Genomic DNA, 21,864 nt, shown 5'->3' on the forward strand with positions numbered 1-21,864 from the left:
GAACTCAAATGCTGAGATGACCGGGAATGCGCAGATGGCGGCGCACCACGTCGACGAAGGCGGGATCACGCTTGGCAGCCCACACCGCGGCCGCATGACCGATCGCCCAGAGCAAGAGACCTGCGATCCAGAGCCGCAGACCGAGACCAAGGGCGGCTGCGAGCGTGCCGTTGACGATGGCGACCGCCCGGGGCGCGCCACCCATCAGGATCGGTTCGGTCAGCGCGCGATGCACGGGCGCCACGAAGCCAGCGACGGGCTCGTCCATCAGATCAAGACCCCACCGCCGAACGAAAAGAATGACAAAAAGAAGCTCGATGCGGCGAAGGCGATCGAGAGGCCGAACACGATCTGGATCAACCGGCGAAAACCACCGGAGGAATCGCCGAATGCGAGCGTGAGGCCCGTGACGATGATGATGATCACCGCGATGATCTTGGCGACGGGCCCCTCGACCGATTGCAGGATCTGATTGAGTGGCTGTTCCCACGGCATGTTGGAGCCGGCAGCCCAAGCCGGAGCGGCAACGAATAGAACCATGCCTGATGCGGTGAGCGAGATGGCGCGTAGAGAAAGAAGAGATGATCGAGATCTCATGTTTGGTCTCCTGCTGGTGAAAGACTGTAGTCGCCGGCTGGTCCGAGCCCGGTGACGCGGGCGAGTTCGGTGAGACGACGATCCGCGCCGCGGCCGGCTAGCACGGCGACAATGCTGATGGTTTCGGCGATCAGGGCGCGCGGAACGGTGATGACCGCTTCCTGAATAAGTTGCTCGAGCCGGCGCAGTGCGCCCAGCGCCGTCCCGGCATGGATGGTGCCGACGCCGCCGGGATGGCCGGTGCCCCAGGCCTTGAGGAGATCAAGCGCTTCGGCACCGCGCACCTCGCCGATGGGGATACGGTCCGGTCGCAAACGAAGCGACGACCGCACGAGATCTGACAGTGAGGCCACGCCGTCCTTGGTGCGTAAGGCCACGAGGTTCGGCGCCTTGCACTGCAGTTCGCGTGTATCCTCGATCAGCACGACGCGGTCGGAGGTTTTGGCTACTTCCGCAAGAAGGGCGTTGGTCAACGTGGTCTTGCCGGTGGAGGTACCGCCAGCGACCAGAATGTTTCGGCGTGCGGCGACGGCGCCCCGCAAGGCCTCAGCCTGATCCGAGGTCATGATGCCGGCAGCGACGTAGTCGTCGAGCGTGAACACGGCGACCGCTGGCTTGCGGATAGCAAAGGCTGGAGCCGCGACCACCGGCGGCAGCAGACCTTCGAAGCGCTCGCCGGTCTCGGGCAATTCAGCGGAAACGCGCGGCGCACCAGCATGCACTTCCGCGCCGACGTGATGTGCCACCAGCCGAACGATGCGTTCTCCGTCAGCGGCCGAGAGGGTCTCTCCCGTGTCCATCAAGCCGCTCGACAGCCGGTCGATCCACAACCGGCCATCGGGGTTGAGCATCACCTCGACGATCGAGGCGTCCTCCAGGTATCGCGCAATAGCTGGGCCAAGTGCGCTGCGGAGCATCCGCGCGCCGCGCGAGATCGCCTCTGCTTGAGTCGAATGAATTGCCACCGCCGCCCCCACCAAAGAGGCCGCTTAAGAAGCGCCCTCAGATGGGGATGAGTAGAAAAGGCAGGAACTGGCCCGGCGCAACAATGCTCCCAGGGCGATCGTAGATTGGCGTAGGAAGAGAAAGACTAGGCGGGATGAGTGATACCTAAGGCTTTGCTATCGACGTCTTGGCCACGAAGATGCTGGCTTCTGAGAAGTCCATCAGCCCCGGTCATCCGGTTTTTGGTTCGCGATGTCGTCCGGGATCTCGCGTAGGAAATTCTGGCCCTTCTGTAAGCGGCGGCCAAGGGTCTCGATAAAACCTTCAAACCGCTCGCGGCCCTTGATCTGGGCGGCAGCCTGCGCATCGTTCGGCAAGGGCGGCGTGATCGTCAGCCAGAAACGGACAAACAACGCCAGTGTTTCGGCGGTAAGGCCAACATCCCGCTCCAGCCTCTGCATTTGTCGCGACAGCCGATCGAGACGGCGTGTGAACGCCGCCTCGCGCCGATCCTCCCCATCCGGAGACAGAAACGAGGCGACCGCGGCTTCCACGATCGCCGATCGAGACAGCTTCTTGCGGTCGGCAAGATCGGCGATCTGCTTCAGAAGCTCCGGCGGGAAATACACATTCATCCGGTCCCGCATGGTCTCACAACTCCATGCCATCATTCGGGTCGAGCGAGACCTGGCGGGCGACACCGCGCATCTGGCGCAGAATGCGGGCTTGACTGGCGGCATCGTCCGACTCGTCGTCGAGCACAACGGCGAACTCTTCCGCAGGCCTCGGATCAGTCGTCTCCTTGACGATGGCGACGTGATCGGGGAGCTCGGGTTCGCGGCGCAAGCCGCTGTTGGCGGCATCCTGTTCCGCCTTCTGGATTTCACCAAGCAGTACGGCGTCCGGTGTCTGCGGTGTTAGAGCTGACCAACCATCCGTCCGTGACGACCGGCCGGACTTCGCCGGATCAGGCGGCGCCAGCACCCGTTCGGTGAAACGATGATCCTCGTAATAGCGAGCTTTCTTCGCCCGGATCGGCGGCGTACCGGCAACCATGACGATCTCGTCAGTGGGCGGGAGCTGCATCACCTCGCCCGGCGTCAGCAGCGACCTCGCCGTCTCCTGCCGCGAGACCATGAGGTGACCCAGCCACGGATTCAGCCTGTGACCAGCATAGTTCTTCATGGCGCGCATCTCGGTCGCTGTACCGAGCGCGTCGGAGACACGCTTCGCCGTGCGCTCGTCGTTGGTGGCAAAGCTGACGCGGACATGGCAGTTGTCGAGGATCGAGTTGTTGGCGCCATAGGCTTTCTCGATCTGGTTCAGCGATTGCGCGATCAGAAAACTTTTGATGCCGTAACCTGCCATGAAGGCCAGCGCGGATTCGAAGAAATCGAGTCGGCCAAGTGCTGGGAACTCGTCGAGCATCATCAGGATGCGGTGACGGCGATCCTTCGCATGCAGATCCTCGGTGAGCCTGCGGCCGATCTGGTTCAGCACCAGGCGGATCAGCGGCTTGGTCCGCGAGATATCGGATGGCGGCACCACGAGGTAGAGCGTCGCGGGCCGCGGATCGGCGATCAGGTCGGCAATCCGCCAATCACAGCGGGACGTGACCTCGGCGACGACGGGATCACGGTAGAGGCCGAGAAACGACATGGCGGTGGAAAGCACGCCCGATCGTTCATTGTCAGACTTGTTCAGCAGCTCGCGCGCGGTCGAGGCAACGACGGGATGCGGACCTTGCTCGCCGAGGTGCGGCGTGGTCATCATCGCTTGAAGCGTCGACTCGATCGGCCGCTTTGGATCCGAGAGGAATGCGGCGACGCCGGCCAGTGTCTTGTCCACCTCGGCATAGAGGACATGCAGGATCGCGCCGACGAGCAGTGAATGGCTGGTCTTCTCCCAATGGTTCCGCTTATCGAGCGATCCCTCCGGGTCGACCAGCACGTCGGCGACGTTCTGGACGTCACGCACCTCCCATTCGCCGCGGCGGACTTCCAGCAGCGGATTGTACGCCGACGACTTGGCGTTGGTCGGATCGAACAGCAGCACCCGGCCGTGCCTGGCGCGGTAGCCCGCGGTGAGCTGCCAGTTCTCGCCCTTGATGTCGTGGACGATCGCCGAGCCTGGCCAGGTCAAGAGAGACGGCACCACCAGGCCGACGCCTTTGCCGGAACGGGTCGGCGCGAAGCACAGCACATGCTCCGGGCCGTCGTGACGGAGATAGTCATGGTCGAGCTGGCCGAGCACGACGCCATCTGCGCCAACAAGCCCGGCTGCCTTCACCTCGCGCAGTTCGGCCCAGCGCGCCGAACCGTAGGTCTCGACGTTCTTCGCCTCCCGCGCCCGCCAGACCGACATGCCGATCGCCGCCGCGATCGAGATGAAGCTGCCGGATGCGGCTATGTAGGCGCCCTCGACGAAGACCTGTGGCGCATAGGCGTCGTAGATGTACCACCACCAGAAGAAGACCGGCGGATAGTAGACCGGCATCCCGACGAGTTTGAACCAGGGCTGGCCGAGTTCAGGCTGGAAGCCAAGCCGCCACGCCGTCCATTCGGTGGCGCCCCAGATCGTGAGCAACACGATCAGGAAGACGACGATGATCTGACCCCAGAGGATTTTGGTCGCGGACATGGGAGGCGTCCTTCTTGTGGTTAAGCGTTGTGGAAACGATGGAGCTACAAGCCAAGGTCTCGTTTGCGACCGAGGGCCCACTCGATGCCGCCACCGCCCTTGGTGTCGCCGGCGACGTGCTGGCCGAGCTTCTTCTCGATCTCGCGCGACCAGGGCACGAGCTGGAAGCCCAGGCCGTTGTCGATCATGGCGATGCGGCCGGAGGCGAGCGTCAGGCGTTGACGATAGGTGCCGCTCACATGCTCGCCGGTCGCGGTCTTCAGGTGCGGCAATCCCGTCTTGGCTGAGAGTTTTGCACCCACTGCGTCCAGTTCGCGTCGACGCAAGGTGTCGAGGAGATCGCGCTGCATGATGACGCGCTGACCCTGCCGCCGGGCGAGCCCTTGGCCTGCGAGATGTTCGGCGCGAGCCTGCATGGCGTCGTGCGCTTCACGACCGAACCCGCCCATGGAGAGCGGCATGGGATCGCGCTCGACAAGGCGATGGTCGATCCAGGTCGCCCCAGGTGCGGTGATCTGCTGGTTGAGGTCGAAATCGCTGCGGTTAGCGAGCACCAACATCGGGCGCAGGTCGTCCGGGCCTCCGAAGCGGCGCACCTCGACGATGCCGCCGATCGGCGGCGCCTGCTCGAAGGCCTCAACGCCCCCGAAGCGGACATGGTGGGCGCGTCCGTCCGTACCGTCGATCACGGCATAGGCCTCGCCGGTCAGTTCGTTATGAAGTCCCTTGTCGACCAGCCGGCCGATGATCGGCGATCCCGGCTTCTCACTATCGATCATATAGTCGGCGACGCCGCGGGCCTCCCCGCGCTCCGTGAAGGCGCGGTGCATGGTCTTGATGATGTCGCCGCGCGTGCCGAGGTCGCGGAGATTGCGCTCGGCCTCCAGTCCGACCATCCATTCGGCGGGGCCGGCAGGCGCGGCAAGACCCATCTTCTCCAGATGCTGGAGCCGTCCAATCATCAGGCGACGGATTTCCGGGTCGGCCGCGCCGGGATTTTCGGGGCGCAGGTCGATGGCGCCGGTTTCATCGGCGGCCATTCGGATCTCGACGTCGAGCCGCGTCCAGCGTTCGGCCGTGATCTCCTTTTCCAGGGCGTTACGAATCTCATGCTCGGGCTTGGGACCAAGCTCGATAGATGCCAACTCCTCGGCGCGCGAGCGCAGGCCCCGGCTAATGTAATCTCGTGAGATCACGAGGTCGGCGCCGGTCTGATCGACGCCGCGCACGAGCAGATGAACGTGCGGGTTGTCCGTGTTCCAGTGATCGACGGCGACCCAATCGAGCTGAGTGCCGAGATCGACTTCCATTTGCCGGGCGAGATCGCGCGTGAATGCTATGAGATCGGTCATCTCGCCGGCGTCCTCGGGCGAGACGATGAAGCGGAAATGATGCCGGTCGTCCTTGCAGCGAGCCGCGAAGGCCGCGTCGTCAGCGCCATCACTGCCGGCATCGAACATCACCGCTTTCTCACTGTTACGCGTGACGCCGTCGCGCTTCAGATAGGAAAGATGGGCGGTCAGCGGCGCGGAACGGAAGGATCGTCCCTGGTGACGAACGACGCGCGCCTTCACCACCACGCGGCGCGCCGGGCTAAACAGGCGGTTGCGGCTAAAGCTGATCCGGCCACGCCCGAAGGTCGAGCGCCCGTAGCGCAGGGAGAGCTTACCCGCCGCCGCATGCGAAGGGCTGTGACCAGCCTTCTTCGCCGCGCGCAGCACCTGGTTGATGAAGCTCTTAGGCTTTGGCGCTCGCGTGCCGCGGATGCGGCCAGGCCGGACGCGTAAATCGCTGTCGCCCGCGCTCATGGCAAAGGCTCCACGAACGCGGAACGCCGGACAGTGCCGAAAACACTGTTGAATTCATTGGCGAAAGCATCAGGCGCGGCACGCGCCCCGACCGACCGGCACGGCCGAACCCAAGCCATTCCAATGGCTTGTGGTTCGACCGGCGAGCCGCTTTTATCTCGCCGTCCTGCTGTCGTGCCTGCCCGCTGTGCTCGCCTTTCCGCCCATTCCTCTCCAATGTACGCCACGGCATGCCAGCTTGCGCATTCGATCATCGCGAGCCTCCTGCATCAGGTCTCGCGACGAACAACCCTGTTGCCTGTGGCACGATAGCCGAGATGTCGTGAACGGAGGCCGCCGTCGGCGCCCGATTTGACGAACGCCCAGGCTGCAGCGGGTCAGCGGTGTTCGAACTTTCAGATCGCACAACAAAGAGCGTCGCTTCTGGTGGCCGCAGACTCGCGATGGCACCAGAAGCTGCGATGTCGCTACCGATGACAGGAGCTAGCTTCTGCAAATAGGCCAGGGTCTCAGCCGGCAATGGACGACCGGCGCGATGTTGTTCGTAGCGACCAGGTCCCGCATTGTAGGCCGCGAGGAAGCCCGGTGAGCCGTAGCGGTCGTGCAGTTTCCGAAGGTACGAGGTCCCCGCAAGAATGTTAGCGCGGGGATTGTAGGGATCATTGCCGAGGTCGTACCGCAGACGTAACTCTGCCCACGTCTCGGGCATGATCTGCATCAGTCCCATGGCGCCTTTCGGTGACCTGGCACGCACGTCTCCGGCGCTTTCGACGTCTATGACTGTGCGTATCCAACGCTCCGGTATGCCGAAGCGACGTGAGGCTTGCTCGACGAAATCCGCAAATGGATCGCCGGTTGCATGCCTTGCTGAGTGGTCCGCAGGTTGCGTCTCGGCGACAGCAGGAACGTTGCTCACGATCAGCGCAGCGAACAACGGTACGACAGCGAGCAGGCTCCTCTCGAACAAACGCAAGCGTGCCGCTGTGCTCGCGCCCGTCCAGGGTAAAGCCGCTTCGCGCCGGCCTTCCGGCCGCCCTGGACCGCCGCTGTGCGCGACGGCTGCGCAATCGTTGGTCGGGACGGAGGAATGGTCCTGCACTTGATCGAACAGAGGAATAGCAGGATGCAAATGCAGAACACGCACGATCATTCCTCCCACGTCCACACCGGGAGGGCACGGCCGATCACGGCCGACGCCGGTAGGAATCCAAAATATCGGCCGTCAAGGGAGTCGTCCGACTGCCAGTTCATGAGGAACAGCTCACCGTCGCCGACCACGCGACAACCCTGCCATTTCGGCAGCGGCCGGCCACGCCCGTCGCGATCGCGCGCCTCGCCCATTTCAATGCCGTCAACCGAAATCGCAAACCCGTTTCTGCAAACCGTCTGTCCGGGCAGCGCAAGGACCCTCTTGAGCATGGGGATGCCGACCGGCAGATAGCCGTTCAGGTCGAGAAAGGTCGCAAGCGGCTCCGGCGGCTGAACCGCGACCAGCTCCGTGACATGGAAGCGCTTCTCCGATCGTACGCTATAGAGACCGATCGGAACGCTGGCCGAGGCGTTCCAAATGTAGCGAGGAAGCGGCTCCAGGGCGATTGTGGAGACGAGCGCGGCAGCAACCGCAAACGTCGTCGTCAGTATCTTCAGGCGGCCCGTCATCGCATTACCCTCTGACGGTGAAGCCAGGCCTGGTGGCGCGCTTTCGTATATGGACGCGGGTTCTCGTTGACGGACAAACGGTTATGAACGTGATGCCAATGATCAGGAGCTACGTCAGCGGGATCGATGCCGAGCGCCTCGACGGCATCGGTCATTTGCAGAACGCGTTCGACCTTCGGCCAGCCCGACAGGCGCAGAAGAATCTCTCCACCGGGTGTCACATAAGGGACGGTCGAGCAGCGCTGTCCAGGCGCGACCGCGCGCAAGATGTCGACCCGCGATATGATCGTTCCAAAGTCATTGGACGTCCAGCGAACGAAAGCAAAGATGCTGCCGGGCGCGAATGAGAGAACACGCCGGTGACGATCAAGCTTCCGTTCCTTGACGATGCGACCGAACCGAATGCGGTTTTCGATACGCTTGTCGAGCCACAGCACTTCCACTTCGGTGAGATCGCTCATGCCGCCGCTCCCGAAGACGGGAATGGGAAGCCGTAAGCATTGGCGGCGGTGAAGCACCTGTACCGCTTCTGCCGACAAGGAGGATTGACGGCGCGCGGTTGCCAATCGCCTGCGATGCGGTTTCCGGCTTGGTCCGTTAGAAGAAATCCGAAGGATTTCTGGTTAGTAAAGTTAGAGCGGCTGGAAAGCACGGAGAAGCAAGCTCTTAAGCTCGATTCCGGTCCCCGATAGCACGAGGATTGGGTCCCCGATAGCACGAGGGTTGCGGTCCCCGATAGCACGAGCTGATTCACAGGTTGTCCTCCGAATTTGGAACGAGACCGCGGCGGCGCAGGCGTGCCGTTAAGGGATCAACAGGCGCGGGCGCGAAGTTCAGCCGCTCGGCGCCATCAGGATCGCGTGTGAGCACGAGCTGATAGCCGGGCAGCGTCTGGCGCTGAACGATCTGCCTTACGTCGTAAGCAAAATGCTTGAGCGGTGAGAGGATGCCGGACTTGGCATGGAGGTGCACAAGGTCAAAGCTCCAGCCACCATCTTGACGCCCGCCATGTTTGCGCACGAGCCGGTAGAGCCAACGCTCAAGCCCGCCTGTCAGATCGAAGTAGGCGCGGTCGATCGTGAGCACGAGCGCGTCCTCGATGACGCTCGCATAGAACCAATCCGGCAAAATCAGCTCGAGTCCAAGTGGGCGACCATTAGCATCGGCAGTCTCCTTCCACTCGTTGATCCAGGAGAAGCGATGCCGCCGCCGTTCTGCCGGCTGACGGATCGACGTCATCACCGTCGTTGACTGCAACCTGTCGAGACCCGCCTTCAGCCGGTCATAGTCGCGCGCGCTGGTGCCGCGGCCGACAAACGTCAGTATCTCGTAAGGCGTTGCAGCCATCAGGCGCGACGACTTCAAGCCGGCGTCACGGGCTTCGACAATCTGGGACGCGGCCCAGATCAAAACGTCTGCATCCCAGATGGTCGCCATGCCGTGTTCCGGCACGGCTTCGACACGAATTGCGATCGTACCCGCGCGGAAATCGATTGGTACAATCCGCTTTGTTTTTGCGAGCGAGAAGAACGGGTAAGCCATTAAATCCTGCGCATCTCGGGGCGCGAGATCGCCGGGCAGCGCCCGAAAGAGTTCAAGCTGGTCGCGCTCGGAATGGTGTTTGCGCCGCATGGTCAATGCTCTCACGCGGCGATCAGCGACGTTCCTGGCCCGCATACGGGCGCAGCACCGGGTGCCTCTTTGCGGGCAGCACGGTCCCCTTCCCGGGGTCGGACGTCGACGTCTTGGCGCCGAGATCGGCCCACGCCTTCAGATCATCCAGGGCGTAGACGACACGTCCGCCGATCTTCCGATACGTCGGCCCGGTGCCGTACGTGCGGTGCTTTTCCAGCGTACGACCGGAAAGGCCAAGGTAACGCGCGGCTTCTGGTGTACGCAGGAAGCGCGGAGGTAGACCGGCGGTCGAATCGGGCATTTGAGAACTCCAAGGTGACAGCGCACCGCGCATAGCGGAGCCGGCGTGTCTGCGGTCATCATGGAGAAGCGCGATCTCGGAGGGGGATGCCGAATAATGAGGGTATGATTTTCGATACCCCTCGGCCGAGGGGCTACTTGTCCCTGCGGCCGGGCCGCAGAAGTTTGCGGTAACCTCCGCGTACCAACGCGAGGCCGCCTTGCACCAGGCGGACTGTTCGATTGCGCAAATCGTGCGTCTTCCAGGCGCGATCAGGGATGCGCTTTTTGCCGAACAGCGCTTCGGCGACAGTGCGATAGCTACCGCCAGCGCTGCGAGCATCGAGCGCACGGATCGCGGCGCTCAGACGTTCGCGCCGCTGTTTAGATAGTTTGTAAAATGCAGGACCTGGCGCGCGTCCATTCATCGCGCGCCACAGCCGTCGGGCTGCATACGCGCGAGCTTCCAAATCGCCGTCAAACGGCAATTCGGCTGCGTATGACGCGCCGAGCACGGGAGGCTCTTTGGACCAGACACAGTGATCCATCGCCCCGATGCGAAGCACGATATGCCAGCCGTCGGCTGCGCGGCGCATCTGCCCCGCTGTAAGGTCGTGCAGTGGCCGAGAGGCCGAACTGCGATCGGCAGTCGACGCGACCGTGACTTGAACAACGGTCGTTAGAACCTCAGGCGCCCAAAAGATAATCTGCTCGTCGAAGGACCGCTGGGGGTCATGGGCGAAAGCAGATGCCCCACCTCCTCCTGAACTCCGTGGTCGCTTCGTCATTTGGGCTGCTAGCGATCATCGCTTCGTAATCGCGTCGATAGTCCACGTTACGACGAAGACATTCCCAGGCGATGTCGGTGATTTCGGCGTCTTGTAGGCTCTTGTAGGAATCCGGCGACCGCCAGTCGAATTCAGGCATTGCTTCCGCCCCATTGCACGCAGCTAACAAGGATTGAGGCGCAATAATTATGAACGAGGCGGTTGTAGGAAGCCCCTAGTTTGGCACCACGTGGTGCATGAGAATGACCACCGGTTAGCTGGAGAAAATGCTTTTGGCTGCAAGGCTCCAGTCGACGATTTTCTTCTACGTTGAGCCCGCGCCACGTAAGAGACGCCCCTGTTCGGTCACCCATTTGGCGCGCGCAAGATGACTCTGGTATGCGTTGCGTGCACGGTCTGGCTCTCGCTCCGGATCGATATGCAAGACGATCCGAGCAACTTCTCGCCAGTCCGCCCCCTCACCTTCCGCCTGCAGAAGACGCATGTAGGTGACGACGTGCAGTTCGTCATAGGCCGTCAGCGCCGGCTCATTCGGCGCGACATCCGCAACGTCAGGATCTAGCTGCGGTTTTGTCATGACCGTCCCAGCAAACTGCGAATGATTCTAGCCTTCCCGGAAGGCCGAGATTGTCCCGACGTCTCATTTTAGCCCCATTCCGATCCAGCCGACCAGCGGACAGCATGAAATACATACTATAGGAGATAAACCTCATAGTATGTAAAAACGCAACTTGCGCCGATGGACATGCGCAAGTTGGTCGGCCGGAACTTCGCAAGACTACGGAAGCAGAAGCGCTTTACCCAGGAGAAATTCGCCGAAGTATCCGGCTTCACCCAGCAATATATCAGCGACCTCGAGCGGGGCCGCCGCAATCCGACTGTCGTAACCCTGTTTGAACTCGCCAACACCTTGGGTGTCAGTCACGTCGATCTCGTCCTCCCAGATGAGGAGGCGCAAACCGAGCGATCGAAGCCCGCTAAGCGGAAGTGATCGCAGACAGTGATCATCGCGGATCGAGCCTAAGGTGAGCGCCGGACGCGGACGAGCATCTCGCCGTCGATCGCTTGCTTAGTCGACGAAGGCGCAGTGGGGCAGCCGAGCGCAACAGCGGAATCGCTCCCCGATTGCGGCGCCGCCTCCTGATGCAGGTGATAGCTCGATCAGGCGCTCCACTTTCCTTCGGGCTCGCGCTCGATCATAACAGCGCAGAAAGCAACACCCCGCTCGTCTGAGCGGGGTGTTGGAGCTGGTTCGGCTTAGTCGCCGTTGGCCTTTCGAGTGCGGGACCAGATCAGGGTGAAGGTCTCGGCGTCTTCGTCGTCGAAGAGGTTGGCGTAGATCGGAGCATTGAAGCTCGGATCGTCGAGCTTGACCGAGAGATAGTCGCGGCCCTCGGTGGAGCGCTTCGACCAGGCGGCCCCGATCTCGGCGCGGCCGACGTAGACCCGGTGGCTTGGAGCGTTGTCGTTGGTCCGGTCGGTTTCGGGGACGATGCGGACGCCCTTGGTCTGGAGGCTCAGGGTGATGATCTCGCCCTGGAATTCCTGGCCGGACTTCTTGAAAGAGCCGATGTTAGCCATGTCACTTCTCCTTGCTGTTTCCGAGCCCGCGACCACCGCGGCCTCGATGGCGATCTGAAAGCCGAAGGCGATCGACGCCGCACCCTCTTGGGCCGCAGCGCAGCGGAGGATGGTGGCGGTGAGACTTTCTTGCCTCGCGAGGAATGGGCGAAGCCCAGGGGAAGAAAGTCTCACTGCCGCCATTGCGGTTCAGGCGATCGAGGCGCAGCCGGCCTTCGGCTAGATCAAGCCAATGAGAGGCAAGGTGCTCGCGTGCGCTGAACAGCATCTCGGAGACGTGCCAGCGAGGGATCGGCCCGAACAAGAAGCCCAGAGCCCCAAGAGAAGGAAGAGAAAACCTGGCGTACAGAAAGGCGGCCAACCGTCTCGAAACGGCCGGACCAATAGCAGAGCGTCGAGAGGCCTCAGGACTGCTCCGGCGACGAGGTCGTCGTCATCCAATCGAAGCCCCCCGCCGAGGGGCACGACTATCTCTCGGTTACGCGCAGGTCGTTCATTCTCCGATCAATTCCAGACGAAAGGACGAAGCGATGCCGTCCGATCACCCGTCCCTGGCCACCGATCCCAAGGATGGTCTGAGAGGCGGCTGAGCCGAACCAGCACTAGCACCCTCTCTGAGAGCGGGAGTTGCCAGTACCGCCACACGTGCCCAAGCGGTGCCACCAACGACGACGCCGCCGACCAAGGCAAACGCTTCGCGCCACCGCTCGGAGGGAATGCCTATACCAGCGAGGTTGAGAGTCACTTCATACCCGGCCCACGACGCGGGAACTGCGAACACGAGGGCAACGACAAGACGGACGATGGGGGAACGCGCGGCGGAGAAGAGACACCGGCCGACGGAAAGTCCGAATGCGCCCGCGACGAAGCCGACGATGATGGCGGCGATCGGACTGAGGCCAATTCGATACGCGTACAACCCAGCGGTCATGCCGACGAAGAACGGCAGAGCGTAAACCGCCAGCGTAAACAGTACCCAACAGACGACGCCGAGCCCAACAATACTGAGAAGAATTCCAATGACGACCATGGTGGGGTCCCGTGACAATAGTTGCGCCTTCCACCACCACCACGGCGCGATCCAAGAATAGCTGATCTCGCGAGCGGTTGGAATCCCTCGCAGTCGGCCAGACTTGTACCGAATAAGCGGGGCGAGCGCGTGGGGCTCGTTTCGCAATTGCGGCACAGAGCGGACATTGCCGCTCTGCTGGTACAGGGAGTTGCGGCGGCGCTTACGCGCCGCCGTTGCCGAATTTCCAGACGGGGATGCCAAGCTTCCGTGCCTTATCAGCCAGGTTCTCCTGAATGCCGGTGCCGGGGAAGACGATGACACCAATCGGCAGCACGTCGAGCATCTGATCGTTGCGCTTGAACGGTGCTGCCTTGGCGTGTTTGGTCCAATCGGGTTTGAAGGCGATTTGTGCAACTTTGCGGTGGTCGGCCCAGCGGGCGGCGATGCGCTCGGCGCCCTTCGGTGAACCGCCGTGCAGCAAGACCATGCCCGGATGCTTGGCATGGACCTGATCGAGCTTGTCCCATATCAGGCGGTGATCGTTGCAGTCGAGACCGCCGGTGAAGGCGATCTTCGGCCCCGCGGGCAATAGCATCTCGGTCTCGGCCCGTCGTTTGGCGGCGAGGAAGTCGCGACTGTCGATCATGGCCGAAGTCAGGGCGCGATGGTTCACCATCGAGCCGCTGCGCGGATGCCAGTGCGACCCAGTGTGGCGTGCAAAGTGTTCGGCCGCCTGGTCGCGGAAATATTCCATGCTGTTTCGCCGCTCGATCAGCGTCATGCCCTCGGCAGTGAGACGTTCAAGTTCGACCGAGCGGATTTCGGAGCCATCCTGGTCGCGCTGGCTGCGCTTCTGCGCTTGTTCGTTTTCGTCGAGTTCGCGTTCGATGCGCTCGTTGGCGCGGTGGAAGAGATTGACGGTCGACCACAGCAAGTCCTCGAGGTCTGGTTCGAGGCGTGTTTCGCTCAAGCTCGCGATGAGTGCGTCGAAGATGTCGGCGACGGCAGCGGCGACGATACGGGCTTCGGGCAGCGGTCTCGGGTCGGGTTCGTCCTGGAAGGGGCGATAGCCGTGAAGCTGGAGTTCGGTGAGGACGTGATCGGTCGGGGATGTGGCGTATGGCTGGTTGTAGTCGGTCTCGGTGCGCTCGATCGTCATGGCGGCTTTCCTTGGTCGGATTGGTCGCGCTCATCGCGGCCTTCATGGCGACGAAAGGCGGCGGGCGGACCGGACCTGCACCGCCGAGCGCAGCGACAGCGGCCGTAGCGAAGCGAAGGATGGAGGGAGCCGGCTATTTTGCCTCGCGATGTAAAGCGCCCATTAGGGCGCGACGGAAAATAGTCGGCGGACGCCATTGCGTGGCCGGACCGCTTGCCGCAGGGTCGCCCTCTCAAGAAGGCCGTGAGCGCGGCCCTCTCCGAACAAAGAGAAGCCAGAGGATTGGGGGCGCACCGTCCGGGCGGAGTACCAGCCTCGTCCCCTGTTCTCGTCTAAACCCCCGCGATCAAGAACCGACCAACGTCCTCCAGGGTGAGCTGGATGCGCAACGCTGCACCTAGCGCGTCGATGTCAAAATTCCGCAGATCCTCGTTGAAATCTCCACACTGCGGCGAGAGCACCGTTGCCTCGATTCCGGCCGACTGCGCCCGGTCGAACAGTCCTGCCACCGCGCCATCCCCGGCCCGATCGTCGTCACGGGCGATATACAGACGGCGTAGCGCTGCAGGAAACAGGATGGCTGCGAGATGCGCGGCCGAGAGTGCTGCGGCCATCGGCATGGTGGGCATGATGCAACGGAGCGACAGCATGGTCTCGATGCCTTCGCCCGCTGCCATGACGTCACCAGCCGGACCGAAGCGGACCGCGTGCCCAAGAAGGTAACCCATCGCCCGGCGTGGGGTATCGACCGACGCCTTGTCGCGCCCTGACGGATCGAGCCATGTACGGTGCGCGCCGGTGATGTGGCCTTTCAAATCGGTAACAGCCGCAATCATTGCGGGCCAGATTTCGGTCGCGGCGTCTACCTCGGGACGATAGTAGCAGCGCGGATGGGATCGCAGGCTGTCGATGCCGTGCAGATTGGTGATGCCGCGTCCCCGCAGGTAAGTCTCCACAACCGTGCCGGCAATCGGCTGCGACATGCCGAACAGACGCCATGCCGATTCCGGCGAACCGGTCGGTACCGATGGCGGGCGCGATCGACCGTCGGATTTCGGCTCGGATCGCGGCAAGCTCAGAAAGCGTCGGGCTTCATTGGCTACGTCGTGAAAATCGACCAGGCTGCAACTCTCGCGGATCACGTCGAGCAGGTCCCCGTGCTCGCCGGTCGCCGCGTCGGTCCATTTGCCGGCCGGGCGGCCGTCCATGCCTTTTGGTTTCAGGCGGACAAACATCGATCGGCCGGACGTGTTCCTGACGTCGCCGACCAGCCAGTAATTGCCGACACGACGCCCGTTGGAGAGATAATGACGGCACACCGCCTCGGCCTCGCGCGCGAGGCGATGTGCCAGTTCTGCCGCACTTCGCGGCATGTCACGCCGCCGCGCGATCGGCGATGCGGGCAACCGGATAGCACTCCAAAACCTTGGCCAGGATCGCGGGGCCAGTCGCATCGACTGGGACAAAGAAACGCAACTTCCACGAAATGATCTCGCCGAACAGGCCGTAGGCGCGCAGCCGATCCCGCATCGGCTCAGAGAAACCAGTCAATTCGATCCGGTTCACACCCATTACGCGGACGCGCCTGACTTGGAGACCCTCGGCGAGATCGAGGATGGTCTTGCCATCGATCACCGCAGTAAAGGCGTCGTCCGGCGAAAGATGAGACGTTCCAGCTTCCAACGCACTGGCGACCCACGCGGGTGAGACCTTGCGGCCGATGATGCGCTCGCCGGCGTCGGTCTGCAGCCGATAGACCCTGGTCGACTCGTTGGGCAGGCGCTTCCAGATCGGCAACAGCAAGCCCGCAACGATGTGAATCTCGCTGTCAGTGAACTCCGGAACCTCGGCGACTTCGGCCTCCCAGGCGCGGACGAAGGTGTCGCGGTCGGCCTCCCGCCAGTGGGTCTGCGGCATCATTGCCAGCGGTATGGTCGGATGCTCCATGGGGCGGATGAGACGAGCCCGGCGTTCGACCTCGCCATCGTCGAGCATCAGGCTTCGGGCCGGGACTTGCACGGCGGCGCGACCCGACTGGCTGTTGACCAGAAGAACCGCGCGGGGATCTGAGAGACGCTCCCGCGCTTCATCGAGCGTGACCGGACGATTTCGCTCGCGCTTGACGATCGTGAGCAAGCGGGTCTCGGCGGAAGTGCCGGGATGGGTGTAAATCGTCTGCCGGCCTGCGACGACGAAGCTCTCGGCCGTCAACGTTTCCAGTCCGACATCATAGGTGCCGGACGCGATCGCGCCCTCGATCCGCGCGCTCAACAATTGCTCGAACGCGGTAAACAGGATGTTCTGGAGATCGATAGTCAGCGCCAACAGCCTGTTGAGGAAGGTGGTAATCGGCGGCAACTCGTCCTTGATGCCGTTGTCATCGGTTAGCTTCAACCCGGTCGCGTCCTCGAACGTTTGAAGCGAACAATCCCTGACCTTGCCGATGACCAGCAGGAGATAGAGCTGGCGCAGCGCGTCGCGCGCGTAGTGACTTTCGAGATTGTCTTCGGGGCGGAACAGGCCCTGCCCGCCGGTCTGGCGTTGTCCCTTGGTGATGGCTCCCAACGTGTCGAGACGCCGCGCGATCGTCGAGAGAAAGCGCTTCTCGGCCTTCACATTGGTGGCGATGGGCCGGAACAGCGGCGGCTGCGCCTGGTTGGTGCGATTGGTGCGGCCCAATCCCTGAATGGCCGCGTCGGCTTTCCATCCGGCTTCCAGGAGATAATGCGTCCGCAAGCGTCGGTTCTTCGCCGACAACTCCGCGTGATAGGAGCGCCCGGTACCGCCGGCGTCAGAGAAGACGAGGATGCGCTTGACATCATCCATGAATGCCTGGGTTTCGCCGAGGTTGGCGGAGCCGGCGCGGTTCTCGACGACGAGGCGGTCGACGCCATCAGATCCGGTCTTGCGAATGATACGCCGCGAGCGGCCTGTGACTTCCGCCACCGTGTTGGTGCGGAAGTGCTGCACGATTTGGTCGAGCGCACCATGAACCGGCGTCAATGACGCCAACTTCTCGATCAAGAGGTCACGGCGCGCGAGGGCGTCCCGGCATTGCACCGGCTGGCCATCTCGGAAGGCCGGTCGCGACGACAGGTTACCTTCGCTATCGGTAAACGGCTCGTAGAGTTGGGTCGGGAAGCTGTGCGCCAGATAATCCAGCACATATTCGCGCGGGGTAATGTCGACCTGGACGTCGCCCCATTCCTCGGTCGGGATTTCGGCAAGCCGGCGTTCCATCAACGCCTCGCCGGTCGAAACGATCTGGATCACAGCGGCATGGCCGTCTTTAAGATCGCGCTCGACTGACGCGATCAGCGACGGCGTCTTCATCGCCGTGATGAGATGATTGAAGAAGCGCTGTTTCGCAGATTCGAACGCTGATCTGGCAGCGGACTTGGCCTGCGCGTTCAGCGTGCCGGTTGCCCTGGTAATGTTTGCAGCCCGCATGGCCGCGGCGAGATTGTTGTGAATGATCGCGAAGGCGCCGGCATAGCTGTCATAGATGCGGATTTGCTCGTCGCTGAGCTGATGCTCGATCAGCTCATACGCGATGCCTTCGTAGGACAGCGACCGCGCCATGTAGAGGCCGAGCGCCTTGAGGTCACGCGCCAGCACCTCCATTGCCGCGACGCCGCCCGCCTCGATTGCCTCGACGAACTCGCTGCGCGTCGCGAACGGAAAGTCCTCGCCGCCCCACAGCCCGAGGCGCTGAGCATAAGCGAGGTTATGAACCGTGGTGGCGCCGGTCGCCGAGACATACACGATGCGCGCGTTCGGCAGGGCATGCTGAAGGCGGAGCCCGGCACGGCCCTGCTGCGACGCGGCCTGGTCGCCGCGTTCGCCCTTGCTGCCTGCGGCATTCTGCATCGCGTGGCTTTCATCGAAAATGACGACACCGTCAAAATCGGCGCCCAACCATTCCACGATCTGTTTGACCCGCGAAGCCTTCTCGTCGCGCGCGTCGGATCGCAGCGTGGCGTAGGTGGTGAAAAGGACGCTTTGGTCCAGACGGATCGGCGTGCCCTGGCGAAAGCGCGACAACGGCGTGACCAGCAGCCGTTCCATGCCGAGCGCCGACCAGTCGCGCTGGGCATCCTCGATCAGCTTGTCGGACTTGCTGATCCACACTGCGCGACGGCGGCCCTTCAGCCAATTGTCGAGCAGGATGCCGGCGACCTGACGGCCCTTCCCCGCGCCGGTGCCATCTCCTAAAAACCAGCCACGCCTGAATTGCACGGCATTGTCCGCACTGTCGCGCGCCGCGCAGACGAGGTCAAAAGTCTCGTCAATGGTCCATGATCCCGCAAGGAGCTGGGAATGCGCCTCGCCCGCGTAGATGACGGACTCAAGCTGCGCGTCGGACAGCAGACCGTTGGCGATGATGCGGGCCGGCAGGTGCGGCCGATAGGACGGGACCGGCGGCGCCACCGACGCCATGGCGGCTGATTGGACCAGCTTGGTGGGATGTGGCTGAGAGCCGGGAATACGGATCGATTGAGGTGCATATTCCTCGTAAAGCGCCTCGGTGATCCGACCGCCCTCGGCCGGTGTCCAGGCAACGGTCTCATAGGCAAGTGCAGCCCCTGCCGGATCCGCTGTGGGAGCGGCGAAGCCGGACGGTCGCATCGCATAGGCGCGGACGGTTCGCGGAATGCTCGGACATGCGTTTGGCGAAGCGGCAACTGGCATCGCGATCGGCAGTCGGGCCGGAACGTACTCCGTGACCCATCCGAGCAGCGTGGCAACGTCTGGCGCTACGCCAAGAGGCGATTGGAATGCCGTTGCGTCGTCCGCTGGAAACCGATCGATCACGGTTAGGCGCGTCTCGATGGTGGTGCCGTGCTTGGCGAAAACCGCGCCAGCGATGGCGGCGCTGAACACAACGCGTCCTCGTTCCTGCAAGCGGATGAAGGCATCGCGCCAGACCGGATTGTCCGGGGAACAACTCGCCACTGTGATCGCGACCAACCGACCGCCTTCAGGGAGCCGCGCTAAGGCCGACGCGATATGTCGTAAGGCGGCGTCGGCCATGCGGCGATCGACGTTGGCGCGGGCCGAGAATGGTGGGTTCATCAGCACGACGCTTGGCTTGATGGCGGTGTCAAGATGATCGTCGATATGCGCGGCGTCGAAGCGGGTGACGGCGATGCCGGGAAAGAGAAGTGAAAGAAGTCCAGCGCGGGTTTCGGCGAACTCGTTGAGAACGAGCGAAGCACCAGACAGCTCGGCCAGGACGGCGAGCAAGCCCGTGCCAGCCGATGGCTCCAGCACGACATCGGCAGGCGTGATCGCCGCCGCGGTGCTCGCCGCGAAACCAAGCGCGATGGGCGTGCTAAACTGCTGAAGCGCCTCGCTCTCTTCCGAGCGGCGGGTGTGGGTTGGAAGTATGCCGGCGATCTTTGCCAGCATCGGCAGCATCGCGGCGGGCGAATCGGCACGCGCGCGCATGGCAGGGCCGAACTTGCGAAGGAACAGGACGGTGGCTGCCTCACAGGCGTCATAGGCCGTCTTCCAGTCCCATCCCCCATCGGCGTCGGAGTTGCCAAAGGCGTTTTCCATCGCAGCGCGCAGCATCGGCGCATCGACGCGCTGACCGCGCTCTAGATGGAGAAGGAGTTGTTGCGCAGCGCTGGCGATCGCGCCGGCCTTGTTCAGAGAAGTGGGCGTAACGGGAAGCGGCGCGGCCGCAACGGCAGCCACGGATGCGGGAATGATCGTCATGGAGGAAGCCTCGGAGAGCGGGGAAGGATCGAGCCGCAGGGCGCTCTCTCGACCGCGTGGGCTCAAACCCATCCCGGCCCACCTCTCACTCTTACGCAGACGCTGGCGCTGACTGACCGCCAAAAAGATGCGGCCAGATTTGCCGAGGAAGTGGAGGAAATCAGCCCTTTTGTCTCGTGACTCAGCGCGCTATCTTTCTGCCCATCGAGAATCGCAACGAAGTGACGAGATGAACGACCAAAAGCTCAAACGACGGGTCACGCCAGCCGAACGAGAGGCGCTGAAAGTATTCGGGCAGGTCAAGACCGAGAAGCCCGTAAGCGAGCACGAAAAGGCACAAGAGGCGTTTCACGGAAATCGCGAACGCTTGAAAGCATTGCGATTGGCGCGGGAAGCCGCCGAAAAGGCGAAGCGAACATGACGCCGACGCTTTTTCCTTCGGTCTTTACGATCGAGATCGGCGGCAAGCCAACGGTGACGTTCGAAGCAAAAAGCCTCCGTGAAGCAAGCGAGATTTGCAATGCGCCGTGGCTAGGTGAAGATTTCGCGTCAGCACATTCCAATGGCGCGCCGTTGTGGGATGGCAAGGCCCAACTGAGAGCGCGAATGGGCTACGAGGACGAGATCGCAACATTCGGTGATGCTTCCAAGGATGCTCAACCATCTGATGGAATGCTGCTGGTCTATCTCGTCGAATTGGATGACAACGAGACCGCAGAGAATTCCGAATCCAGTTCAGCTACGCAACCGCGCTGAGAAGCGATGGCAAGAGATTCCCGCGAGCTGAATCAGGGACGATCTCGGACGTCCTCGAAAGAAAAAGCCCGGCATGGAATGCCGGGCTTGGGAAGGACCAAGGATAAGTAGGTATGGGTCGGCCGGAGCCCCCACACCTGGGAGATTATTCTGCCGCAATGATGTGCGGCCGTTCGTCGTCGGCCTCGGTGTCAGCTTCGTCCTCGCCGGCGGCGAGGAACTCCGGCAACGCCTCGGGATCTGCAGCGGGCTCTCCGACCGTACCCACCTCATCGAGACGAAGGGGTTCCGGCAACCATCCGGTCCCCTCGAGCAGTCTCTCGGCCTCCCGCGCCATGTCGACTTTCTTGAGGTGGTCGATGAGCTGCACCGATTGCTCGCCCTTTACCTCACGCACCGCTTCAAGAATGCGAGGTTTGGTGACCCGGCCGAGATAGTTGTCGACGGTCGGCTTCCAGCCCACTGCTGCCATGTCGAGTCCCACGGAACGGGCAAGAACGTTGGCGTGATCGAGCCTTCGGCCTATGCCGTGCGCGGAGACGCGGCCCTCATTGTAGCGGTTGGCGGGCTCGTAGAGCGCATTGACCGCGGATGACGCGCAATGCGCGAACAGCGCGGCCTGCTCTTTCCCGTCGAACGCCGTGAGCACGTTCCATAGATCAGCTTCGTCCTTGGGCAGGCGGGCTTTCCATCCGTCATTGCGCCCGTCGATAGCTTCCGCTGATGCACTCTCCTTCAAGCCGGGCGCTTGAGCAGGGGATGTCGGGGTCCGGATCGTGATTTCCAGGCAGCCGCTCGACGACGAGAAGCGGTAGAAGGTCGCCAACACGAAATTATGCAGTACCGCCTGGAAGGCAACGGCCGGATCGTTCGCCAGCGCATTGCGCAACGCCAGTGTGCGATGTGCAGTCAGGTCCGTGATGAGCCGATCCGGTAGCGGCTTGACCGTGTCGTCGTCGTCCTCCTCGACGGGTTCGGTTGGCGCACCGCCGACAGTGATGACCGCGCGTTGGACCACACCATTGGTAGTTGGCCCGTCATCGTTGGTCTCTCCGTCGCCTTGTACTTCGCTTTCGGGCTCGACGATCACGGGTGCCTCATCTTCCGGCCGCACGTAACCACGGGCGATCGCCAACAAACCCTGGGCATCGATGCTGACGAACACGCCGGCGCGGGCGATCTGGGCTGTCAATCGGCCCTTTAATTGCGGATTGATGTCAATTCTCTTTTTGAAGCCATTCGGCAAGACGGTAGCGCTCGCCCCGTCGGAGCGGGTCGGGT

22 protein-coding genes and 1 pseudogene are annotated in these 21,864 nt (G+C 62.7%); 3 read left to right on the forward strand and 20 right to left on the reverse strand.

Annotation, left to right across the window (positions count from 1 at the left end; all coding sequences use genetic code 11):
• Positions 1-4: 4 nt before the first annotated feature.
• The 14 genes from ABIB95_RS42495 to ABIB95_RS42560 all read right to left on the reverse strand — a co-directional run bounded on the left by ABIB95_RS42495 (position 5) and on the right by ABIB95_RS42560 (position 10,928).
• A complete protein-coding gene (locus tag ABIB95_RS42495) occupies positions 5-268 on the reverse strand; it encodes a VirB3 family type IV secretion system protein (protein WP_044587821.1) in 264 nt (87 codons plus the stop codon).
• Positions 268-540: a TrbC/VirB2 family type IV secretion system protein gene (locus tag ABIB95_RS42500; protein WP_354116562.1), complete on the reverse strand. Its 273-nt coding sequence runs from the start codon at positions 538-540 to the stop codon at positions 268-270. Before ABIB95_RS42500 ends, ABIB95_RS42495 begins: the two co-directional genes overlap by 1 nt.
• Positions 541-593: 53 nt before the next feature.
• A complete protein-coding gene (gene trbB, locus ABIB95_RS42505) occupies positions 594-1,514 on the reverse strand; it encodes a P-type conjugative transfer ATPase TrbB (RefSeq protein WP_354116563.1) in 921 nt (306 codons plus the stop codon).
• 249 nt (positions 1,515-1,763) lie between these two features.
• Complete coding sequence (locus tag ABIB95_RS42510; RefSeq protein WP_354116543.1) at positions 1,764-2,189, reverse strand: CopG family transcriptional regulator; 426 nt, start codon at positions 2,187-2,189, stop codon at positions 1,764-1,766.
• Positions 2,190-2,193: 4 nt separating this feature from the next.
• Entirely contained in the window at positions 2,194-4,182 is a 1,989-nt protein-coding gene (locus ABIB95_RS42515) for a conjugal transfer protein TraG (RefSeq protein WP_354116544.1), read from the reverse strand.
• Between the two features lie 44 nt (positions 4,183-4,226).
• Positions 4,227-5,990 carry a relaxase/mobilization nuclease domain-containing protein gene (locus tag ABIB95_RS42520; RefSeq protein ID WP_354248629.1) on the reverse strand — a complete coding sequence of 588 codons (1,764 nt, stop codon included), beginning with the start codon at positions 5,988-5,990 and terminating at the stop codon, positions 4,227-4,229.
• Positions 5,991-6,240: 250 nt separating this feature from the next.
• Positions 6,241-7,140 (reverse strand): lytic transglycosylase domain-containing protein, encoded by a 900-nt coding sequence (locus tag ABIB95_RS42525; RefSeq protein ID WP_354248631.1) that lies wholly within the window; start codon positions 7,138-7,140, stop codon positions 6,241-6,243.
• Positions 7,137-7,649, reverse strand: a complete 513-nt coding sequence (locus ABIB95_RS42530; RefSeq protein WP_354248633.1) for a S26 family signal peptidase — start codon at positions 7,647-7,649, stop codon at positions 7,137-7,139. The genes ABIB95_RS42525 and ABIB95_RS42530 overlap by 4 nt, the downstream gene beginning before the upstream one ends.
• Positions 7,646-8,110, reverse strand: coding sequence for a DUF2840 domain-containing protein (locus ABIB95_RS42535; RefSeq protein ID WP_354248635.1), 465 nt, complete (start codon positions 8,108-8,110; stop codon positions 7,646-7,648). The genes ABIB95_RS42530 and ABIB95_RS42535 overlap by 4 nt, the downstream gene beginning before the upstream one ends.
• Positions 8,111-8,399: 289 nt before the next feature.
• A complete protein-coding gene (locus ABIB95_RS42540; protein WP_354248637.1) occupies positions 8,400-9,281 on the reverse strand; it encodes a replication initiator protein A in 882 nt (293 codons plus the stop codon).
• 22 nt (positions 9,282-9,303) lie between these two features.
• Positions 9,304-9,585: a helix-turn-helix transcriptional regulator gene (locus ABIB95_RS42545; protein ID WP_354248639.1), complete on the reverse strand. Its 282-nt coding sequence runs from the start codon at positions 9,583-9,585 to the stop codon at positions 9,304-9,306.
• A 133-nt stretch (positions 9,586-9,718) separates the two neighbouring features.
• Positions 9,719-10,159: a DUF2285 domain-containing protein gene (locus ABIB95_RS42550; protein WP_354248641.1), complete on the reverse strand. Its 441-nt coding sequence runs from the start codon at positions 10,157-10,159 to the stop codon at positions 9,719-9,721.
• Between the two features lie 136 nt (positions 10,160-10,295).
• Positions 10,296-10,490 carry a transcriptional regulator domain-containing protein gene (locus ABIB95_RS42555; protein WP_354248643.1) on the reverse strand — a complete coding sequence of 65 codons (195 nt, stop codon included), beginning with the start codon at positions 10,488-10,490 and terminating at the stop codon, positions 10,296-10,298.
• A 165-nt stretch (positions 10,491-10,655) separates the two neighbouring features.
• Entirely contained in the window at positions 10,656-10,928 is a 273-nt protein-coding gene (locus tag ABIB95_RS42560) for a DUF2285 domain-containing protein (protein WP_354248645.1), read from the reverse strand.
• 162 nt (positions 10,929-11,090) lie between these two features.
• Here ABIB95_RS42560 and ABIB95_RS42565 point away from each other — a divergent pair, with 162 nt between their 5' ends.
• Positions 11,091-11,342 (forward strand): helix-turn-helix domain-containing protein, encoded by a 252-nt coding sequence (locus ABIB95_RS42565; RefSeq protein ID WP_354248647.1) that lies wholly within the window; start codon positions 11,091-11,093, stop codon positions 11,340-11,342.
• A gap of 266 nt (positions 11,343-11,608) precedes the next feature.
• On the opposite strand, the gene ABIB95_RS42570 is transcribed toward ABIB95_RS42565, so the two are convergent.
• From ABIB95_RS42570 to ABIB95_RS42590, 5 genes are all read right to left on the reverse strand, one after another.
• The gene (locus ABIB95_RS42570; protein ID WP_354248649.1) at positions 11,609-11,932 is read right to left on the reverse strand and encodes a DUF736 domain-containing protein; all 324 of its coding nucleotides are present in this window, start codon (positions 11,930-11,932) and stop codon (positions 11,609-11,611) included.
• A 541-nt stretch (positions 11,933-12,473) separates the two neighbouring features.
• Positions 12,474-12,962, reverse strand: coding sequence for a hypothetical protein (locus ABIB95_RS42575; protein WP_354248651.1), 489 nt, complete (start codon positions 12,960-12,962; stop codon positions 12,474-12,476).
• A gap of 202 nt (positions 12,963-13,164) precedes the next feature.
• Positions 13,165-14,103 (reverse strand): DUF2493 domain-containing protein, encoded by a 939-nt coding sequence (locus tag ABIB95_RS42580; RefSeq protein ID WP_354248653.1) that lies wholly within the window; start codon positions 14,101-14,103, stop codon positions 13,165-13,167.
• Between the two features lie 332 nt (positions 14,104-14,435).
• Positions 14,436-15,476 carry a DUF7146 domain-containing protein gene (locus ABIB95_RS42585; protein WP_354248655.1) on the reverse strand — a complete coding sequence of 347 codons (1,041 nt, stop codon included), beginning with the start codon at positions 15,474-15,476 and terminating at the stop codon, positions 14,436-14,438.
• A gap of 1 nt (position 15,477) precedes the next feature.
• Positions 15,478-19,827: a strawberry notch-like NTP hydrolase domain-containing protein gene (locus tag ABIB95_RS42590; protein WP_354248657.1), complete on the reverse strand. Its 4,350-nt coding sequence runs from the start codon at positions 19,825-19,827 to the stop codon at positions 15,478-15,480.
• 229 nt (positions 19,828-20,056) lie between these two features.
• Between ABIB95_RS42590 and ABIB95_RS42595 the strand changes: the two genes are divergently transcribed.
• Together ABIB95_RS42595 and ABIB95_RS42600 are read left to right on the forward strand one after the other, a co-directional pair.
• Entirely contained in the window at positions 20,057-20,248 is a 192-nt protein-coding gene (locus ABIB95_RS42595; RefSeq protein ID WP_354248659.1) for a hypothetical protein, read from the forward strand.
• The gene (locus ABIB95_RS42600) at positions 20,245-20,583 is read left to right on the forward strand and encodes a hypothetical protein (RefSeq protein ID WP_354248661.1); all 339 of its coding nucleotides are present in this window, start codon (positions 20,245-20,247) and stop codon (positions 20,581-20,583) included. Before ABIB95_RS42595 ends, ABIB95_RS42600 begins: the two co-directional genes overlap by 4 nt.
• A gap of 145 nt (positions 20,584-20,728) precedes the next feature.
• On the opposite strand, the pseudogene ABIB95_RS42605 reads toward ABIB95_RS42600, so the two are convergent.
• Positions 20,729-21,864 (reverse strand): annotated as a pseudogene (locus tag ABIB95_RS42605) (DNA-binding protein); the annotation flags it as partial.

Source organism: Bradyrhizobium sp. LA2.1 (assembly GCF_040547725.1).
Classification (GTDB): Bacteria; Pseudomonadota; Alphaproteobacteria; order Rhizobiales; family Xanthobacteraceae; genus Bradyrhizobium; species Bradyrhizobium barranii.

What these genes read in the sequence shown, in the direction of transcription:
- ABIB95_RS42520 (WP_354248629.1), bottom strand. Translation starts at nt 5,990, where the DNA reads ATGAGCGCGGGCGACAGCGATTTACGCGTCCGGCCTGGCCGCATCCGC.
- trbB (WP_354116563.1), bottom strand. Translation starts at nt 1,514, where the DNA reads ATGCTCCGCAGCGCACTTGGCCCAGCTATTGCGCGATACCTGGAGGAC.
- ABIB95_RS42585 (WP_354248655.1), bottom strand. Translation starts at nt 15,476, where the DNA reads ATGCCGCGAAGTGCGGCAGAACTGGCACATCGCCTCGCGCGCGAGGCC.
- ABIB95_RS42565 (WP_354248647.1), top strand. Translation starts at nt 11,091, where the DNA reads ATGGACATGCGCAAGTTGGTCGGCCGGAACTTCGCAAGACTACGGAAG.
- ABIB95_RS42545 (WP_354248639.1), bottom strand. Translation starts at nt 9,585, where the DNA reads ATGCCCGATTCGACCGCCGGTCTACCTCCGCGCTTCCTGCGTACACCA.
- ABIB95_RS42595 (WP_354248659.1), top strand. Translation starts at nt 20,057, where the DNA reads ATGAACGACCAAAAGCTCAAACGACGGGTCACGCCAGCCGAACGAGAG.
- ABIB95_RS42600 (WP_354248661.1), top strand. Translation starts at nt 20,245, where the DNA reads ATGACGCCGACGCTTTTTCCTTCGGTCTTTACGATCGAGATCGGCGGC.
- ABIB95_RS42540 (WP_354248637.1), bottom strand. Translation starts at nt 9,281, where the DNA reads ATGCGGCGCAAACACCATTCCGAGCGCGACCAGCTTGAACTCTTTCGG.
- ABIB95_RS42510 (WP_354116543.1), bottom strand. Translation starts at nt 2,189, where the DNA reads ATGCGGGACCGGATGAATGTGTATTTCCCGCCGGAGCTTCTGAAGCAG.
- ABIB95_RS42535 (WP_354248635.1), bottom strand. Translation starts at nt 8,110, where the DNA reads ATGAGCGATCTCACCGAAGTGGAAGTGCTGTGGCTCGACAAGCGTATC.
- ABIB95_RS42580 (WP_354248653.1), bottom strand. Translation starts at nt 14,103, where the DNA reads ATGACGATCGAGCGCACCGAGACCGACTACAACCAGCCATACGCCACA.
- ABIB95_RS42515 (WP_354116544.1), bottom strand. Translation starts at nt 4,182, where the DNA reads ATGTCCGCGACCAAAATCCTCTGGGGTCAGATCATCGTCGTCTTCCTG.
- ABIB95_RS42500 (WP_354116562.1), bottom strand. Translation starts at nt 540, where the DNA reads ATGGTTCTATTCGTTGCCGCTCCGGCTTGGGCTGCCGGCTCCAACATG.
- ABIB95_RS42560 (WP_354248645.1), bottom strand. Translation starts at nt 10,928, where the DNA reads ATGACAAAACCGCAGCTAGATCCTGACGTTGCGGATGTCGCGCCGAAT.
- ABIB95_RS42570 (WP_354248649.1), bottom strand. Translation starts at nt 11,932, where the DNA reads ATGGCTAACATCGGCTCTTTCAAGAAGTCCGGCCAGGAATTCCAGGGC.
- ABIB95_RS42530 (WP_354248633.1), bottom strand. Translation starts at nt 7,649, where the DNA reads ATGACGGGCCGCCTGAAGATACTGACGACGACGTTTGCGGTTGCTGCC.
- ABIB95_RS42525 (WP_354248631.1), bottom strand. Translation starts at nt 7,140, where the DNA reads ATGATCGTGCGTGTTCTGCATTTGCATCCTGCTATTCCTCTGTTCGAT.
- ABIB95_RS42590 (WP_354248657.1), bottom strand. Translation starts at nt 19,827, where the DNA reads ATGACGATCATTCCCGCATCCGTGGCTGCCGTTGCGGCCGCGCCGCTT.
- ABIB95_RS42575 (WP_354248651.1), bottom strand. Translation starts at nt 12,962, where the DNA reads ATGGTCGTCATTGGAATTCTTCTCAGTATTGTTGGGCTCGGCGTCGTC.
- ABIB95_RS42550 (WP_354248641.1), bottom strand. Translation starts at nt 10,159, where the DNA reads ATGCGCCGCGCAGCCGACGGCTGGCATATCGTGCTTCGCATCGGGGCG.
- ABIB95_RS42555 (WP_354248643.1), bottom strand. Translation starts at nt 10,490, where the DNA reads ATGCCTGAATTCGACTGGCGGTCGCCGGATTCCTACAAGAGCCTACAA.
- ABIB95_RS42495 (WP_044587821.1), bottom strand. Translation starts at nt 268, where the DNA reads ATGGACGAGCCCGTCGCTGGCTTCGTGGCGCCCGTGCATCGCGCGCTG.